The sequence below is a fragment of the Streptomyces sp. NPDC005438 genome (assembly GCF_040606315.1).
Classification (GTDB): domain Bacteria; phylum Actinomycetota; class Actinomycetes; order Streptomycetales; family Streptomycetaceae; genus Streptomyces.
The window spans coordinates 62,179-78,085 of the sequence record NZ_JBEXEP010000011.1 but is presented as its reverse complement, the minus strand read 5'-3'; the positions used below and the strand labels follow the sequence as shown (position 1 = coordinate 78,085).

At 71.0% G+C, this 15,907-nt stretch carries 15 protein-coding genes; 10 read left to right on the top strand and 5 right to left on the bottom strand.

From position 1 onward, the window contains the following. Positions 1 to 105: 105 nt before the first annotated feature. Positions 106 to 1,041, top strand: a complete 936-nt coding sequence (locus ABZT14_RS21805) for an ROK family protein (RefSeq protein WP_356305304.1) — start codon at positions 106 to 108, stop codon at positions 1,039 to 1,041. Between the two features lie 25 nt (positions 1,042 to 1,066). On the opposite strand, the gene ABZT14_RS21800 is transcribed toward ABZT14_RS21805, so the two are convergent. Continuing rightward, positions 1,067 to 1,897, bottom strand: coding sequence for a type II CAAX endopeptidase family protein (locus ABZT14_RS21800; protein WP_356305302.1), 831 nt, complete (start codon positions 1,895 to 1,897; stop codon positions 1,067 to 1,069). Between the two features lie 222 nt (positions 1,898 to 2,119). Between ABZT14_RS21800 and ABZT14_RS21795 the strand changes: the two genes are divergently transcribed. The 4 genes from ABZT14_RS21795 to ABZT14_RS21780 all read left to right on the top strand — a co-directional run bounded on the left by ABZT14_RS21795 (position 2,120) and on the right by ABZT14_RS21780 (position 6,431). Continuing rightward, the gene (locus tag ABZT14_RS21795; protein WP_356305300.1) at positions 2,120 to 3,361 is read left to right on the top strand and encodes a histidine kinase; all 1,242 of its coding nucleotides are present in this window, start codon (positions 2,120 to 2,122) and stop codon (positions 3,359 to 3,361) included. After that, positions 3,358 to 4,041, top strand: a complete 684-nt coding sequence (locus tag ABZT14_RS21790; RefSeq protein ID WP_356305298.1) for a response regulator transcription factor — start codon at positions 3,358 to 3,360, stop codon at positions 4,039 to 4,041. The genes ABZT14_RS21795 and ABZT14_RS21790 overlap by 4 nt, the downstream gene beginning before the upstream one ends. Before the next feature lie 64 nt (positions 4,042 to 4,105). Next, entirely contained in the window at positions 4,106 to 5,209 is a 1,104-nt protein-coding gene (locus ABZT14_RS21785) for an NUDIX hydrolase (protein WP_356305296.1), read from the top strand. A 406-nt stretch (positions 5,210 to 5,615) separates the two neighbouring features. Continuing rightward, entirely contained in the window at positions 5,616 to 6,431 is an 816-nt protein-coding gene (locus ABZT14_RS21780; protein ID WP_356305294.1) for an alpha/beta hydrolase, read from the top strand. A 358-nt stretch (positions 6,432 to 6,789) separates the two neighbouring features. On the opposite strand, the gene ABZT14_RS21775 is transcribed toward ABZT14_RS21780, so the two are convergent. Next, positions 6,790 to 8,148, bottom strand: coding sequence for a dipeptidase (locus tag ABZT14_RS21775; protein ID WP_356305292.1), 1,359 nt, complete (start codon positions 8,146 to 8,148; stop codon positions 6,790 to 6,792). Positions 8,149 to 8,324: 176 nt separating this feature from the next. Here ABZT14_RS21775 and ABZT14_RS21770 point away from each other — a divergent pair, with 176 nt between their 5' ends. The 3 genes from ABZT14_RS21770 (at position 8,325) to ABZT14_RS21760 (ending at position 11,627) form a co-directional block, all read left to right on the top strand. After that, the gene (locus ABZT14_RS21770; RefSeq protein ID WP_356305290.1) at positions 8,325 to 9,629 is read left to right on the top strand and encodes a geranylgeranyl reductase family protein; all 1,305 of its coding nucleotides are present in this window, start codon (positions 8,325 to 8,327) and stop codon (positions 9,627 to 9,629) included. Positions 9,630 to 9,710: 81 nt separating this feature from the next. Continuing rightward, complete coding sequence (locus ABZT14_RS21765; protein ID WP_356305288.1) at positions 9,711 to 10,961, top strand: sensor histidine kinase; 1,251 nt, start codon at positions 9,711 to 9,713, stop codon at positions 10,959 to 10,961. After that, positions 10,962 to 11,627 (top strand): response regulator transcription factor, encoded by a 666-nt coding sequence (locus ABZT14_RS21760; RefSeq protein WP_356305286.1) that lies wholly within the window; start codon positions 10,962 to 10,964, stop codon positions 11,625 to 11,627. Here the strand turns inward: ABZT14_RS21760 and ABZT14_RS21755 are convergent. The 3 genes from ABZT14_RS21755 to ABZT14_RS21745 form a co-directional block, all read right to left on the bottom strand. Then, positions 11,588 to 12,109: a DUF4442 domain-containing protein gene (locus ABZT14_RS21755; protein WP_356305284.1), complete on the bottom strand. Its 522-nt coding sequence runs from the start codon at positions 12,107 to 12,109 to the stop codon at positions 11,588 to 11,590. The genes ABZT14_RS21760 and ABZT14_RS21755 overlap by 40 nt on opposite strands. Before the next feature lie 178 nt (positions 12,110 to 12,287). Beyond that, positions 12,288 to 12,677 (bottom strand): hypothetical protein, encoded by a 390-nt coding sequence (locus ABZT14_RS21750; protein ID WP_356305469.1) that lies wholly within the window; start codon positions 12,675 to 12,677, stop codon positions 12,288 to 12,290. 585 nt (positions 12,678 to 13,262) lie between these two features. Further along, a complete protein-coding gene (locus tag ABZT14_RS21745) occupies positions 13,263 to 14,009 on the bottom strand; it encodes a maleylpyruvate isomerase family mycothiol-dependent enzyme (protein WP_356305282.1) in 747 nt (248 codons plus the stop codon). 140 nt (positions 14,010 to 14,149) lie between these two features. On the opposite strand from ABZT14_RS21745, the gene ABZT14_RS21740 reads away from it, so the two are divergent. Both ABZT14_RS21740 and ABZT14_RS21735 read left to right on the top strand, forming a co-directional pair. Further along, positions 14,150 to 15,370, top strand: a complete 1,221-nt coding sequence (locus ABZT14_RS21740; protein ID WP_356305280.1) for an ROK family transcriptional regulator — start codon at positions 14,150 to 14,152, stop codon at positions 15,368 to 15,370. Beyond that, positions 15,367 to 15,903, top strand: a complete 537-nt coding sequence (locus tag ABZT14_RS21735; RefSeq protein ID WP_356305278.1) for a GNAT family N-acetyltransferase — start codon at positions 15,367 to 15,369, stop codon at positions 15,901 to 15,903. The genes ABZT14_RS21740 and ABZT14_RS21735 overlap by 4 nt, the downstream gene beginning before the upstream one ends. The last annotated feature ends 4 nt before the right edge of the window (positions 15,904 to 15,907 follow it).

Sequence of the window (15,907 nt, the reverse complement as noted above, 5' to 3'; positions counted from 1 at the left end):
TGTGCTGGGGAGCGGGATGGTGGAGCGAACTAGACAACGTTGTCAAAAGGGGTCAGACTCTTCCTGGGCCTACAGGTCCAGGTGACATGTCGATGGGGGGCTCGCATGGGAAACGATCTTGTTGCCGCACTGGACATAGGTGGCACCAAGATTGCCGGTGCGTTGATCGCCGAGGATGGCACCCTCCAGGCCTCGGTGCTGCGTCCCACGCCTCGGAGCGGTGACCCCCAGGTCGTGGGCCAGGCCCTGGCCGAGGTGGTCGGGGAACTGCGGGTCGACGACCAGTGGCGCCAGGTGGCCGCCGTGGGCATCGGCTGCGCGGGCCCGGTCGACGCGAAGAGCGGAACCGTGAGCCCGGTCAACATCGGTGCCTGGCGTGACTTCCCCCTGGTGCGCGCGGTCAGCGAGGCGGTGGGGGAGGGGCTGCCCGTGACGCTGGTGGGAGACGGCGTGGCCATGGCGGCGGCTGAGCACTGGCGCGGCGCTGCCCGTGGGTACCGCAACGCGCTCGGCATGGTCGTCTCCACCGGTGTCGGGGGAGGGCTGGTGCTGGACGATCGCCCCTACGGCGGCCCCACGGGCAACGCCGGCCATATCGGCCACATCAGCGTGGACCTGGACGGGGACCTGTGCGCCTGTGGCGGGCGCGGCTGTGTGGAACGGCTCGCCAGCGGTCCCAACATCGCGCGTCGCGCCTATGAGTGGGGTTGGCGTCCGAGTCCTGGAGCCGGTCGTACGGCTGCCGATGTCGCCCGGGACGCCGCGCGGGGTGACCAACTGGCACAGGCCTCCTTCGATCGGGCCGCGCAGGCATTGGCGGCTGGTGTCGCCGCGACCGCCGCTCTGGTGGAGGTGCAGGTCGTGGTGGTCGGTGGTGGGGTCAGCGAGGCGGGGGAGACCCTGTTCGACCCTTTGCGGCGTGCGCTGAAGCAGTACGTCACCCTCTCCTTCATGCGTGATCTGCGGGTCGTGCCTGCCCAACTCGGTGCCGAGGCTGGCCTGGTGGGCGCGGCGGCGGCTGCGCGATGGGGCCGAGGCTGAAGAGCGTGGGGCTGCGGTCTGGCCCTCATGCGTGAGCCTTCGAGTCCGCTCTGCTGGGCACCGGGTCGTGCCGTCGGGCGGACGGCCCCAGGAGGATCAGTGCGCTCAGCAGTGCCAGGGGCACGGCCGACAGCAGGGTGGACCCTTCGACGGAACTCAGCTTCTCCTCCAGCAGGGCTCCGGTGAGCAAGGAGAACACCAGGTTGTTGCCGGCGTGGGCGAGGCTGGTGACCCAGGCCGAACCGCTGCGTACGAAAAACCAGGCGAGGATGACCTCCTGGCAGAGAAAGCTGAAAGTCCAGACGGTCAGCCCGGCGGTTACGTTCTGGAATTCGATGTAGCCGAGGAACGCCAAGGGATAGTGCCACGCTGCCCATATTATTCCGGTGGCGAACGTGGCTATTCGCGGATGGTTGCGAAACATTCTCGGGCGGAGATAGCTGGTCCAGCCGAACTCCTCTCCACCGTAGATCGGGGAAAGGAGCGGAACCAGAATCAGCAGGACCATCACTAGCCCCCACAGTGGTATCCCGGGTGACAGCTCCCTCGCGGCCGAAAGGTCTCCGTCCCAGTGGCCCAGAGCCCACGCCAGAGTCATGGTGGCTGCCACCGCGCCGAACGGTCCAAGCCAGGCGAGCAGGTAGAAAGGCCAACTCTGTCTGAGGCGTAGGCCAAGCCCCAGCGCTGGACCGCGGTCCCCACCTACCCATCGTCGAGCCACCAGGGCGCCCAGGGCCGGAGCCACGGCGTAGGGCAGCTGCACCAGCGGATTCACCAGCGACAGGTCCCACCACAACCGAGCCGCGAACAGATAGGCCCAGGCCGCGCCAAAAGTGACGGCGAAGAAGGCCGCCATCTCGCGACTGCTGCTCCTGCTCCTCGTGCTCTGCTGCGATTCTTTCATCGCCGAATCCCCCGACTGTGTGTGCGTTCCTGTTTCTTCTCGGAGAATCCTCGCTGCTGTCGTCCCGTGGCGCCTCCCCGCTGAGCGTGAAATTAGCTCCCTCACGCGAGGGAGGAAATAATTGGCTCCTGAGGGGGAGTGGGAAGTGCGGGCGGCGGTGCCATAATTTCCGGCATGGCGATCTTGGTCACCCCTCTCCGCCGCCCACACACCTACAAGGCCCTGCTGTACGCACACCTGGGACTGCTGGCTCTGGTCCTGGCGTTTCCCGTCGCTGCGATCAGTGCGGCATGGGCGCCACCGGTTTGGCGGTTGCCTGTATCCGCAGTCAGCACGGCGGCCTGTTTCGCCCTCCTCGCCCTGCCCGGCGGCGCACGTAGAGCGAGTGTGCGGTGGGCGAACCGCTTGCTGGACACCGCGTTGCCGGAACCGTTGCCGGTGTCAGCCGCCCGATGGCCGAACTATCCCCGCACCCTCCTGTGGTGGTTCACCCACGCCGTACTGGCGTTGGTGATGATCGGGCCACTGTGGTTGCTGCTGCTCTCCGCCGCGGTGCTGGTCGCGGTCTGGGGAGGGGGCGGTGGCACCGCGGACTTCTTCGGTTACCAGGCCACGGTGGACGCCGGCCTGCCCGGTATATGGACGCTTCCCACGGCTCTGTGCTGTGTACTTCTGGCCGGATGGTGGGCAGCGGTCGGGCGGGCTTCCCTGCGACGTCTCGCCCCTCTCTTCCTCGAACACCACACGGCCGAGCGATTGGCGGCCACCGAGGCCAGGGTCCGACAGCTGGCCGAACAGGGGCGACTGGCACGGGAGTTGCACGACTCCATCGGACATACGCTGACCTCCTCCACCATCCAGGCGGCGGTGGCCCGGGAGCTGATGGAGTCCCACCCGCAACGCGCACGACAGGCGCTGGACGGCATCGAACGGTCCAGCCGGATAGCCCTGGAGGACCTCGACCACGTGCTGGGAGCACTCCGTGCCCACAATCCCCAGGCGTCCACGGAGCCCACCCGCACCCTAGACGACCTCCCAGCACTGCTGGCGGGAGCCACTGGGGCCGGGGTGCGGGTGGACGCGACCCTGCTGTCCGGCCAGAACGCGGACCCCCTGCCGGCGAGCCTGTCCCGGGAGGCCTACCGGGTGGCTCAGGAGGGGCTGACCAACGCGATGAGGTACGGGGCGGAGGGTCAACCCGTCCGACTGCGCACCGAGATCGTGGAGGAGAGGTTGGAAGTGGAGGTGGTGAACGAGGTCGCCCCCGGCACCCGCCGGAAGCGGAACGGTGGTGGGCACGGGATGACCGGGCTGCGGGAAAGGGTCGAACTCCTGGGTGGCCGTACCGAAGTGGGCCCGCAGCCCCCCGCCCGCTGGCGGCTGCTGGTCACCCTGCCTCTACGGTCGACATCGTGACGTTTCCCGAGCCCGACCAGACGACCGTGACGGTGGTCGTCGCCGATGACGAGGAAATCACCCGAACCGGCCTTCGTACGCTGCTGGAACTGCGACCAGGACTACGGGTGGTGGGGGAGGCCGCCGACGGCCTGGCCGTACAGCAAGTGGTCCGTGACGCCTGCCCGGACGTCGTACTGATGGATGTGCGGATGCCCCAGGTCGATGGCATCGAGGCGACCCGCGCCCTCAAGGCGGAGCACGCCGAACCGCCGAAGGTCCTGGTCCTGACCACGTTCGAGAACGATGACTATGCCTACGCCGCGCTGCGCGCGGGAGCTGACGGGTTCCTCCTGAAGCGAGCCCCCGTGCAGGAGGTGGGTCGAGCGGTGCGACTGCTGGCTTCGACGGACTCCCTGCTCTTCCCGGATGCCCTGCGTTCCCTGGTCACGGCCCATGTGCCCGAGCCGGTGCGACACAGTGGGGCCCTGGAGCGGCTGACCACGAGAGAACTGGAAACCCTGCGCTGGATAGCCCGGGGCCTGTCCAACCCGGAGATCGCCGAGCGCCTCACGGTGAGCCTGGAGACCGTGAAGACCCACGTGAGCAACCTGCTGTCGAAACTCGGCGCGATCAACCGTACCCAGGCGGTGATTCTGGCCTACGAGGAAGGGCTGGTGGTCCCCGGAAGCCACCGGTGAGTAGGGAGTTTCGCCGCCCTGGTGGAGTGGGCACCCCAACCGGGGTGACGGAGAGGGGGGAACCGTGATCATCTGGATAAACGGCGCCTTCGGCGTCGGGAAGACCGCAGTGGCACGAGAGTTGCTGGGTCTGCTGCCCGAGGCGACCCTCCTCGATCCCGGGCGGGTCGGCGCCAACCTCGACGCGGTGTTGCCCAGGAGCAGACTGAAGGAGGTCAGTGATCCTCTGGAACTGGCCTCCTGGCGTCGGCTGCTGATCGACACCATCAACCTCCTGCTCGGAGAGGTCAGCGGCCCCGTGGTCGTGCCCCTGACCCTGCTGCGCAGGGAGGACCGTGACGAGATCTTCGGCTCCCTGGCGGCCCGTGGCGCGCGTCTCCACCACGTGTTGCTGTACGACGACAGGGACACGACCCCTGAACGGTCGAAGCGGAGCCACACGAGGGCCGGAGTGGACGGACAGGCGGAACGGACGGCGCTCCCCACGCGGTGGGACGGCCAGCGGAGGGACGGCCATGGGCTGGCCCGCGAGTGGCTGGGAGCGGATGCCTGGACCCTCGACACCTCGGGGCGGGCGCCTCGTGAACTGGCCCGGGTGTTGGCCGGCGGGCTGGAGCGAGGAAAGGGGCTGGTCCACATCGTCAGTACCCCGTCCCCTTCCTCGCCCACCATCGCCGCAGGGGTGCTGTTCTTCGACGACCGCCGTCGGGTGCTGCTGGTGGACCCCACGTACAAGGCCGGCTGGGAGTTTCCCGGCGGAGTGGTCGAGCCGGGGGAGGCGCCCGCGCGAGGGGGTGTGCGGGAGGTACGGGAGGAGTTGGGGATACGACTGAGAAACCCGCCGCCTTTGCTGGTCGTCGACTGGGAACCCCCTGCGGGCTCCCACCACGGGGGCCTGCGCTTCCTGTTCGACGGAGGCGACCTCAGCCCCTTCGAGATGGACCAACTGCTGCTGCCGGCAGCCGAGTTGCGTGAATGGCGATTCGTGACCGAACCAGAGGCCGCCCAGTTGCTGACGGAGCCCAAGGCGAAACGATTGCGCTGGGCGGTGTGGGCGAAGCTCCAAGGCAGAGCGGTCAATCTGGAGCAGGGCGTCCCGGTGGGCGAGCCCTCCCTGCGGGGACCTGGCTCCAGGAGATCCGCCAGACGGGAGCGTACGGGGGAGTGAGCCGCTGGCCCCACCGCAGAAGGGGCGGGCGGTGCTCGAAGATCGCTGAGCGAGTGGTGCGCACCGCCTCAGCGGGCTCGGGACCCGGGGGCGGGACCCGGTAGGTCGGCCGGGAACTCCCTGGCCGGGGCCGGGCGGGATCGACCACATAGGCTGACCTCACTCGACGAAGAGTGCTCAACAAAGCGGTTCCGGCCCCGGTCAGGTGTGCGTCCTCAACCGACCGTTCGTCGCCCACCAGGCGCCGGATGCGAGGGTGAGGTGGCCCCTCCCCCACATGGTTCGTGAGGTACCCCGGCGCACGACGAACTACGACAGGACGCGAAGCCAAGACCACGCAGGACCCAGTGGGACCGCCAACTCGGCGGTGAGCCAGCCGACGTGACGACAACGGGAGAACGCAACGATGCCGGTGCAGCGCATCAACGGAATCGACCTCGCCTACCAGGACGACGGACAGGGAGAGCCCGTCGTGCTGGTGATGGGCTCCGGGGCGGAGGGACGAGTCTGGCGGGCGCACCAGACCCCGGCCCTCCGAGCGGCCGGGTACCGCACGGTGACCTTCGACAACCGGGGTATCCCGCCGACGGACTGCTCCGGTGGGTTCACCGTCGATGACCTGGTCGCCGACACGGTCGGCCTGATCGAGTACCTGGGGTTGGAGCGCTGCCGGCTGGTGGGCACCTCCATGGGCGCCCACGTGGTCCAGGAACTCTGCCTGGCCCGCCCTGACCTGGTCCACCAGGCGGTGTTCATGGCGACCCGGGGGCGCACCGACGCCATGCGTGAGGAGGCCTCGCTGGCCGAACGTCAACTCCTGGACAGCGGCGTACGGTTGCCGCCCCGCTACGCCGCCACGGTGCAGGCCATGCAGTTCCTGTCCCCGCGCACCCTGGACGACGACCGCGGCATCCGGGACTGGCTGGACATCCTGGAGCTGTCCGCCGACGCGGCCCACACGCCCGGATACCGCGCCCAGCTCGAACTGGACGTGATGCCCGACCGGTTGGCCGACTATGGGAGTATCACCGCCCCCTGCCTGGTCGTCGGGTTCGCCGACGACCTGGTGCTGCCGCCCCACCTCAGCCGCGAGGTGGCCGAAGCGGTGCCCGGGGCCCGGTACGTGGAGATCCCCGATGCCGGCCACTTCGGCTACCTGGAACAACCCGAGCTGGTCAACAAGGAGTTGCTGTCCTTCTTCCAGAGCGGGACGTCCGTCTGACGGCGGCCCTCCCCGGGGGCTCCCCCTGAGCTGACAGGTTCCGGGGCGAGGACCCACCCGATCCGCACCGGAACCACGCCGGCAGACGCGCCGGGGACGGGTGACCAGGGTGCGGGGCCCTGCAAGCTCGGCGGCCACTGACAGCGGCACCGCAAGGTGGCGGAGGAACCATCCGCACCGGAGCACCGATGGTGATGCCAGCGACAGCGCGGGAGCGAGGGGACGCGACAGGCGAGCCCCCGGCGATTCGCACGAAGGGCCCTGGCCGAGCGACCCCAACCGTCCGATCGGAGAAGGCGGTTGGGGCCGACGTACGCGTGCCGACCAGGGGTCGGACAGGGAACGGGAGGTCGGGAGGTCAGACCTGCCGGGCGTACTCGCGCAGGAACAGGGCCTCGGCCACCGACAGTCGCTCCAGTTCGTCGGGGCTGACGCTCTCGTTCACCGCGTGGATCTGGGCCTCGGGCTCGCTGAGCCCGAAGAGCAGCATCTCCGCCTTCGGGTACAGGGTGGCCAGGGTGTTGCAGAGCGGGATCGAACCGCCCATGCCGACCACCGCCATCTCGGTCCCGTCGTAGGCCTGACGCATCGCCTCAGCCATCGAGGCGTAGGCGGGGCTGTGGACGTCGGCCTGGAACGGCTGCCCGCCGCCGACCTTGCGGACGGTCACCTTCGCTCCCCAGGGCACGTGGCTCTCCAGGTGGCGGGTGAGGGCCTCGTTGGCGGTGTCGCTGTCCATGCCCGGCGGCACCCGCAGGCTCACCAACGCCCGGGCGCTCGCCTGCACGGAGGGGGTGGCGCCCACGACCGGCGGGCAGTCGATGCCCAGCACGGTCACCGCGGGCCGGGCCCACAGCCGGTCCCCGACGCTCCCGGAACCGATCAGCTCCACCCCGTCGAGCACCTTGGCGTCCCGTACGAAGTCCTCCTCCGGGTACTCCAGTCCCTCCCAGCTGGCCTCGGCGGGGAGGCCGTCGATCGTGGTGGAACCGTCCTCACCCCGCACGGAGTCCAGCACCCGGATCAGCGCGGCCAGGGCGTCCGGGGCCACACCGCCGAACAGACCGGAGTGCAGGTTGCCCTCCAGGGTGTCGACCTGCACCTGGACCGTGGTGGCACCGCGCAGGCAGGAGACCAGGGTGGGCTGTCCGGCCCGGAAGTTGCCGCAGTCCCCGATGAGGATGGCGTCGGCGGTCAGCAACTCGGGGTGGGCCTCGGCGTACTGCTCCAGACCGCTGGTGCTCTGCTCCTCGGAGCCCTCGACGATCACCTTCACGGTGACCGGTACCCCGCCGTGGGCCTTGAGGGCCCGCAATGCCAGCAGGTGCATCACCAGGCCGCCCTTGCAGTCGGCCGCACCCCGGCCGTACCACCGGCCCTCACGTTCGGTCAGCTCGAAGGGAGGGGAGTCCCAGGCGTCCTCGTCCAGCGGCGGCTGTACGTCGTAGTGCGCGTACAGCAGCACGGTGGGGGCGTTGGGCGGACCGGGCAACAGCCCGTACACCGACTGGGTTCCGTCGGGGGTGTCCAGGGCCTGAACGTCGGCGAACCCCTCGGCGCGCAACGTGTCGACGATCCAGCGCGCGGCGGCCTCGCACTCGGACGGGGGGAACTGCTCCGGGTCCGCGACCGAACGGAAGGCCACCAGCTCCGCCAGCTCCCGCTGAGCCTGCGGCATCAGCGAGGACATGGTGTGCGCCAGTTCGTCGTGGGCCATGGGAACGCTCCTCTGGGTACTCGCGTTGTCTGGGCGTACGGGATCTCCGCAGGCCCGGGCGGGGGTGTCCCGATCACGGACGCCGCTGATCCTCCCACAGACGACTCCGCGCCCCTCTCCCACTAGGGTGCGCACACGTACGGGCGATGCCGGCCGAACGGAAAGTGACAGCACAGGTGAGCAGCGAGCACGACGACCAGTCGAGGCGACAGGACGAGGAGACCACCCAGCGGCCGGAGCCCTTCGAGGGCGACCCGGACCAGGTCTGGGACGTCGTGGTGGTGGGCGCCGGGCCCGCCGGCGCGCAGGCGGCGTACGCGGCGGCGGTGGCCGGCCGGCGGGTGCTGCTGTTGGAGAAGTGCCAGTTGCCGCGCTACAAGACCTGTGGCGGAGGCATCATCGGCCCCTCCCGGGACGCCCTGCCGCCGGGCTTCGAACTTCCGCTGCGCGACCGGGTGTTCGCGGTGACCTTCTCCCTGGACGGCAGGCTCAGTCGTACCCGCCGTTCCAAGCAGATGTTGTTCGGTCTGATCAACCGGCCCGAGTTCGACCACCAGTTGGTGCGCGCGGCCGTCGACGCGGGGGCCCAACTGCGTACCGGGGTCACCGTCTCCCGGGTCGAGCAGCACGGCCCCCTGGTGTCCGACCGCCGTACGGTCGCGGTGGTGCTGGCGAAGGGCTCGGGGGAGCCGGAGCGGGTGGTGCGGGCCCACGCGGTGGTGGGCGCCGACGGCAGCGCCAGCCGGATAGCCGCCCATGTGGGAGTGCGGACCCACCAGGTCGACCTCGGCCTGGAGGCGGAGATACCGGTTCCGCCCACCGTGGCCGAGGACTGGGCGGGCCGGGTGCTGATCGACTGGGGCCCGCTGCCGGGGAGTTACGGCTGGGTCTTCCCCAAGGGGGACACCCTCACCGTCGGGGTGATTTCCGCCCGGGGCGAGGGCGCGGCCACCCGGCGCTACCTGGAGGACTTCATCGCGCGGTTGGGCCTGGCCGGCTTCGAGCCCTCGGTGTCCTCGGGGCATCTGACCCGTTGCCGTGCCGAGGACTCGCCGCTGTCCCGGGGACGCGTGCTGGTCTGCGGGGACGCGGCCGGACTGCTGGAGCCCTGGACTCGGGAGGGCATCTCCTTCGCCCTGCGTTCCGGCCGGCTGGCGGGGGAGTGGGCGGTGCGGATCGCCGAGGCCGGGGACGCGGTGGACGCCCGGCGCCAGGCCCTCAACTACGCGTTCGCCGTCAAGGCCCAGCTGGGCGTGGAGATGGGGGTGGGCCGGCGTATGCACGCGGTGTTCAGCCGGCGCCCGGGTGTGCTGCACGCGGCGATCACCGGGTTCCGCCCGGCCTGGCGGGCGTTCGCCCGGATCACCCGGGGCCACACCTCGCTGGCCGAGATCGTCCGTACCCACCCGGTGGCGCGCCGGGCCCTGGACCGCTTCGACCGGATCGAGGAAGCCCGGGAGGAACGGGTGGCCGCGCGGTGAGGCCGCTGCTCCCGGGGGAGTAGGCGCGGGCACCTCCCACGGCTGACGTGCGGGGACGGTGTGGCGGCATAGCGTGAGTCCATGACTGACGGCCAGCCGCTCACCGAGCCCCGCCGCGCCCTGGGCCGTGGTGGCTCACCCCCGTGGTGGACCGGTTCCGCCAGCGGGCTGGCCTGGCCGTCCTCGCTGGTGGTGGCCGTCATCCAGCAGGTGGGCACCACCGCCGCGGCCCAGAACCAGATCGGTCACCGGGTCGAACTCGACCTGCTCGCCCGGTTGTTGCTGTTGTGCGGGCCGGCGTTCCTGGTGGTGCGGCGGCGGTACCCCCGGCTCGCGCTGTGTGGCACGGCCGCCGCGCTGATGGTCTACCTCGCCGGGGGGTACCCGTACGGGCCGATCTTCCTCAGCGTGGTGCTCGCCTGCTTCCAGGCCCTGGTGAGCGGGCACCGCCGGGTGGTCTGGGGCGTGCTGGGCGCCTGCTGGACCCTGCACCTGCTGATGGGGCACGTGTTCTACCGCTGGCTGCCGCCCGGTGGGGACGGGCCGGCCGGCTGGGGCCAGGAACTGGTGCTGGCCGGCTGGGTGGTGGCGGTGGTGGCCGTCTCCGAACTGGTGCGTTCCCGACGGGCGCAGTGGGCCCGGGAGCGCAGGGAGCGGCAGGAGGCCGAGCGCCGTCGGGCCGACGAGGAACGGTTGCGGATCGCCCGGGAGCTGCACGACGTACTGGCCCACAGCCTGTCGGTGATCAACGTGCAGGCCGGGGTGGGGCTGGCCCTGCTGGACCAGGACCCCGAGCAGGCCCGTACGGCGCTGACCACCATCAAGGGCTCCAGCAAGGAGGCCCTCGGCGAGGTACGCCAGGTGCTGGAGCGGCTGCGGGGGCACGGCGACACCAGGGCGCCCCGCTCCCCGGCGCCCGGGGTGAGCCGTCTGCCGGAACTGGTGCGGCAGGCGGCCGGGGCTGGACTCGGGGTGGAGGTGACCTCCGAGGGGGAGCGGACGGCACTGCCCCCGGGGGCCGACCTGGCCGTCTTCCGCGTGGTGCAGGAGGCGCTCACCAACGTGCTGCGGCACTCGGCGTCCCGCCGGGCCCGGGTACTGCTGCGGTACGAGTCCTCCGCCCTGGAGGTCCTCGTCGACGATGACGGCCCCGCCTCGGAGCGGGGCCCGTCCGGTGGCGGCGACGGGCTGGTGGGGATGCGGGAACGGGCCAGCGCGCTGGGCGGCACGGTGGAGGCCGGGCCGCGTGCGGACGGGGGGTTCCGGGTCAGGGTCCGGCTGCCGGTGCGACGGACGGATACGGTGGGTGAGGTTTGGAGGGAGGAGCGTTAGGTGATCCGGGTACTGCTCGCGGACGACCAGGTGCTGGTGCGCGCGGGGTTTCGGGCGCTGCTGGACGCCCAGGAGGACATCACCGTGGTGGGCGAGGCGGCCGACGGGGCGCGGGCGCTGGAACTGGTACGCCAGACCGAACCGCACCTGGTGCTGATGGACATCAGGATGCCGGAGCTGGACGGCCTGGCGGCCACGCGCCGGATCACCGAGGATCCCGCGCTGAGCGGCACCCGGGTGGTGATGCTGACCACCTTCGAGCTGGACGAGTACGTCTTCGAGGCGCTGCGCTCCGGGGCCTCGGGCTTCCTGGTGAAGGACACCGAGCCGGCCGAACTGGTGCGTGCGGTGCGCTCGGTGGTGGAGGGGGACGCCCTGCTGTCACCGGGGGTGACCCGTCGGCTGATCGAGGAGTTCGCGGCCCGTTCCAAGGAGCCGGGGCCACTGGCCGGTCTGGAGGAACTGACCGAGCGGGAGCGGGAGGTGATGGCTCTGGTGGGGATCGGGCTGACCAACGAGGAGATCGCCGGCCGCCTGGTGGTCTCCCCGCTCACCGCGAAGACCCACGTCAGCCGGACCATGGTGAAGCTGGGCGCCCGGGACCGGGCCCAACTGGTGGTGATGGCCTACGAGTCGGGGCTGGTGCGGCCGGGCTGGCTGGGCTGAGCGGTGGTGGCCGTCTCCGGCTCCCGCCGCTTGGGACGTACGTACAACTGCTTGCGTACCCGGGCCACCACGGTGCCGTCCTCGGTGGTGACCAGGGTCTCGAACCAGGGCAGCGCCTTGGAGCCGTCGGCCGTGGCGGCCCGGATCTCCTCCGCCCGTTCCTCGGTGAGGTGGAACTCGCAGTACACGTCCCCCCGGCCGGGGGCCACGTAGTCGATCTCGGCGGCCTTGTCCCACACCACGTAGCCCTGTCCCAGCCGTTTGAGGACGACCAGGACCCAGAAGGGGTCGGTCATCGAGTACAGCGAGCCGCCGAACTGGGTGCCGAACAGGTTGCGGTTGAACCGTCCGAGCTTGAGCTTCACCCGCACCCGGGACCAGTCCTCGGAGATGTGGGTGACCCGGATTCCCGCGAAGCGGTAGGGCGGCCACCAGGAGACGATGCGGCGGAAGCGGCTGGGGGTGGACAGCAGGCGCGACATGGGGCTCAAGCTACCACGGATATTACTGGCGGGTAATGCCGTGGGGAGGGGGCAGCCACCCTGGACGATCAACTCCAGGGGATGCCCGCAGAGGGTGGGAGCGAACGGCGGCCGAAGCCACCGCGACACGGTCAGAGGGCGGGCTGCCGGCCCTGGTCGTCGAGGTGACGGCGGGCGGTCAGGCGTCAGGGTCGACCTCGGGGTGCGTGAACCGCACGGGCTTGCCCAGCGATCGGGCGTAGGCGATTTCGGCTCGGGTGCTGTCTCCGATGTGGTCGCCGACCACCAACACCTCGTCAGCGAGCCGGATCTTCGCCCGGTGCAGATCATCGAGTCGAACTTTCAACGCCTCGGCCTCGACGGCATCGGACCAGAGTGCGTGCGGCGACTTCAGGTCACAGCCTGGTTTGACGACGATCTTTCCGGCTTTGGTCTCCCGCAGATCGGCCTCGATCATCTCGGCCATGAAGCGGGTGGAACCGCAGATCGCGACCATACGCGGGAGGTGCAGCAGCTTCTTGGCGTCGGCCAACCTCGCTTCAGGGGTGGGCGGTTGCGGGTGTGGCACCGGTTCCTCCGGGTGACGTGGTCCAAGGGCGCCCGTGGAGACGGGAACGCCCAGGAGCGAAAGCAGTATCCCGCCGGTCGCCTTCACGCTCCCGACCGAGCGATGCCGAACCAGCCGCCCTCGCCACCCCGCGCGCTCGCCTCGGCACCGCGCCCAGGGCACGTGGCTTGCCCGTGCCCACCTGCGCGGGGTCGCCGGCTCATGGGAGCCGTCAACCGGTTCCTGTCACCGCCCCCGGTGGAATCGGCGCCTCCTTGGTCGGGAGGGGTCGGTAGCAACTGCTTCGGCCGTTGACTCGTACGCGAACTGTGCGAGTACGAAGTCCAGTTGCCGCGCGGCCCGTCCCTGACGGTGGGTGGTCTGACGAGGCCCTGCCGCAGCCGCTGTCCAGTCGCTGTGACAGGCCGCCGAATCGATCAAGGAGACCTTCGAGGGACAGCCTGGACTCGAACGGCATCGGGGGCGTACCCGGAGGCGTCAGAGCCCTCGCCGTGCGAACCGGCACCACGGGGTCACCGGACAGACCGTCCTCCGCCCGCTGGCCGCCCACGTTCACTGACCCCTGGGGCTGGGGGCTGGGGGCATCTAGACGATCGCCGAGTTGGCCCGCCACAGGTCCACCAGCGAGGCGTCCCCCTCGATCCGTGCCGCCTGCTCCACCGGTACGCGGTTCCACAGGGCCAGGTACAGCGCGGAGGCCTCCCCCGACAGTTCGCAGTCCGCCGGCCCCACCGGGTCGCCGGTGACCACCGCCGGCACCTCGGGGCTCAGCCGCAGCGTCCAACTGCTCCTCGGGGAGTCCACCGGGCGCACCCGCAGCGAACGGGGGACGGTGCTGCGCACCCGGCTGCGACCGCGACCGTGGAACCCGCACAGCAACTCCTCGATGCCGTCCACCGCCACCGCACGGTCGACCTCGCCGAGGGTGACCCGCCCGGCCAGCTCGGCGTCCACCCGGTGCACCGTCGTCTCGTGGGCCTGCCGCCGGGCCCAGAAGTGGCGGGGAGAAGGGGAGCCACGTAGGAAGGTCCAGCAGTCCAACTCCTCGCCCGCCTCGGACAGCGCCTCCACCAGCCCCCGGTGACCCGCCTCGAACCAGTCGTACAGCTCGCCGTCCGGCACCGTCTCCCCGGGGATGGGCAGGGGGCCGCCGTAGCCCTGTCGCACGAAGCCGGTGGCCCAACGGTGCACGTTCCCCTGGTGGTGGACCAGCTCGCGGACCGTCCAGCCGGGGCAGGTGGGGACCGGGGCTTCCAGGCCCGCGCGCTCGGCGGCGGACAGCAGTCCGCCGCCCTCCCGTCGTACGACCTCGATGAAACAGGTGGTGTCCATTCCGCGATTCTCCCGCCCGGTACGCGTCTCGTCCGCGGATCCGTGCTCACCCCCACAAAAGAGGCGAAGGCCCCGCCCGCGCGAACGATACGGGCTACCGTCGAGTTTGTTCGCCTCGGTCACAAAGGGAGAATGGCGCCGTGACCCCAGCTCGTACCTCCCGCCTCGACCGAGGCCGCGCCGCGCTCGGCCCCGCGCTGCAACTGATCCACACCGGCCAGGCCCCCACCCGTGCCAAGCTCACCACCCGGCTCGGCGTCACCCGCGCCACCGCCGGCGCGGTCGCCGCCGAACTGGAGGCGCTGGGCCTGATCACCGTGGACCAGCATCCGGTCGCCGGAGCCGGCGCCCAGGGCCGTCCCTCCCACCGGCTGCACCTCGACGAGAAGGGTCCGGTGGTACTGGCGGCCCAGGTGCACAGCGACGGCTTCCGCGCCGCCCTGGTGGGACTCGGAGGGCGGATCGAGGCCACCGCCCCGGGCCGGGTGACGGTCGAGAGCGACCCCGCGCAGGTGCTGGGGGAGCTGGTGGAAGCCGGCGCCGCCCTGCTACGGGAGACCGGACGGCGCTGTGTGGGCGCCGGACTGGCCGTGCCCTCCTCGGTCGCCGAACCCGAGGGCACCGCACTGAACCCGCTGCACGTGGCCTGGCCGGCCGGTGCCCCCGTACGGCAGATCTTCACCGACCAACTGGCCGCCCGGGACATCCACTTCGGCGGCCGTTCGGCACACGCCGCCAACGACATCAACCTCGCCGCGCTCGCCGAACACCGCCACGGCGCCGGCCGGGGCGCCCGCGACCTGCTGGTGGTCGGCACCGGACACCGTGGCGTGGGTGGCGCGCTGGTCCTCGACGGGCGGCTGCACACCGGCAGTTCGGGCCTCGCCATGGAGGTCGGACACCTCACCGTCGACCCCGACGGCCGCCCCTGCCACTGCGGTTCGCGCGGCTGCCTGGACGTGGAGACCGACCCGCTGGCCTTCCTCCAGGCCGCCGGCCGTCCCGCCGCCCCCGAGGCCAACCTGCTGAGCGTCTCCCGGGACCTCATCCACCAGGAGTACGACAGCGACCCCGAGGTCCGGGAGGCGGTTCGACGACTGATCGACCGGCTCGGCCTGGGGCTGGCGGGCCTGGTGAACATCCTCAACCCCGACCGGGTGGTGCTGACCGCCCTGTTCCGGGAGCTGGTGCTCACCGACGAGGAACGGCTACGCGCCGTGGTCGCCGAACGCAGCTTGTGGGGGCGCAGCGGCCAGGTGGACGTGGTGCCCAGTGAGCTGGAGTTCAACAGCCTCGTCGGGGCGGGGGAGTTGGCCTGGCAGCCGGTGTTGGACGACCCGTTGGGCACCCTGGTGGAATGAGCCCCATGGACATCCGGCCAGCCGAACCGTCCGACCTGGAACGGCTGCGTGACATCGAGCGGGCGGCGGGGGAGGTCTTCCGGGACTGGGGCATGGGCGAGGTCGCCGACGACCCGCCACCCACGGTCGCGGAGCTGCTGCTCCACCAGCGGGCCGGCGAACTGTGGGTGCACGCACCCCGGGGAGGCCCGGTCCTGGCGTACGCCCTGGCGCTGCCGATCGACGCGGGACTGCACGTCGAACAGCTCTCGGTGCACCCCGACGGTGCCCGACGCGGCCTCGGCCGGGCACTGCTGGAGCACCTGGGCACCCTCGCCCACCGGCAGGGGAGGGCCGCGTTGACCCTGACCACCTTCAGCCACGTCCCCTGGAACGCCCCGTACTACCGGCGCTGCGGCTTCCACACCCTCCCCGACCGGGAGCTGACGGTGGACCTGGCCGCCATCCGGGACCGGGAACGGCGGGCGGGACTGGACCGTTGGCCCCGTGAGTGCATGGCACGTCCGCTGGGCGAGGACCCGCCGCGCCCGTAGGCTG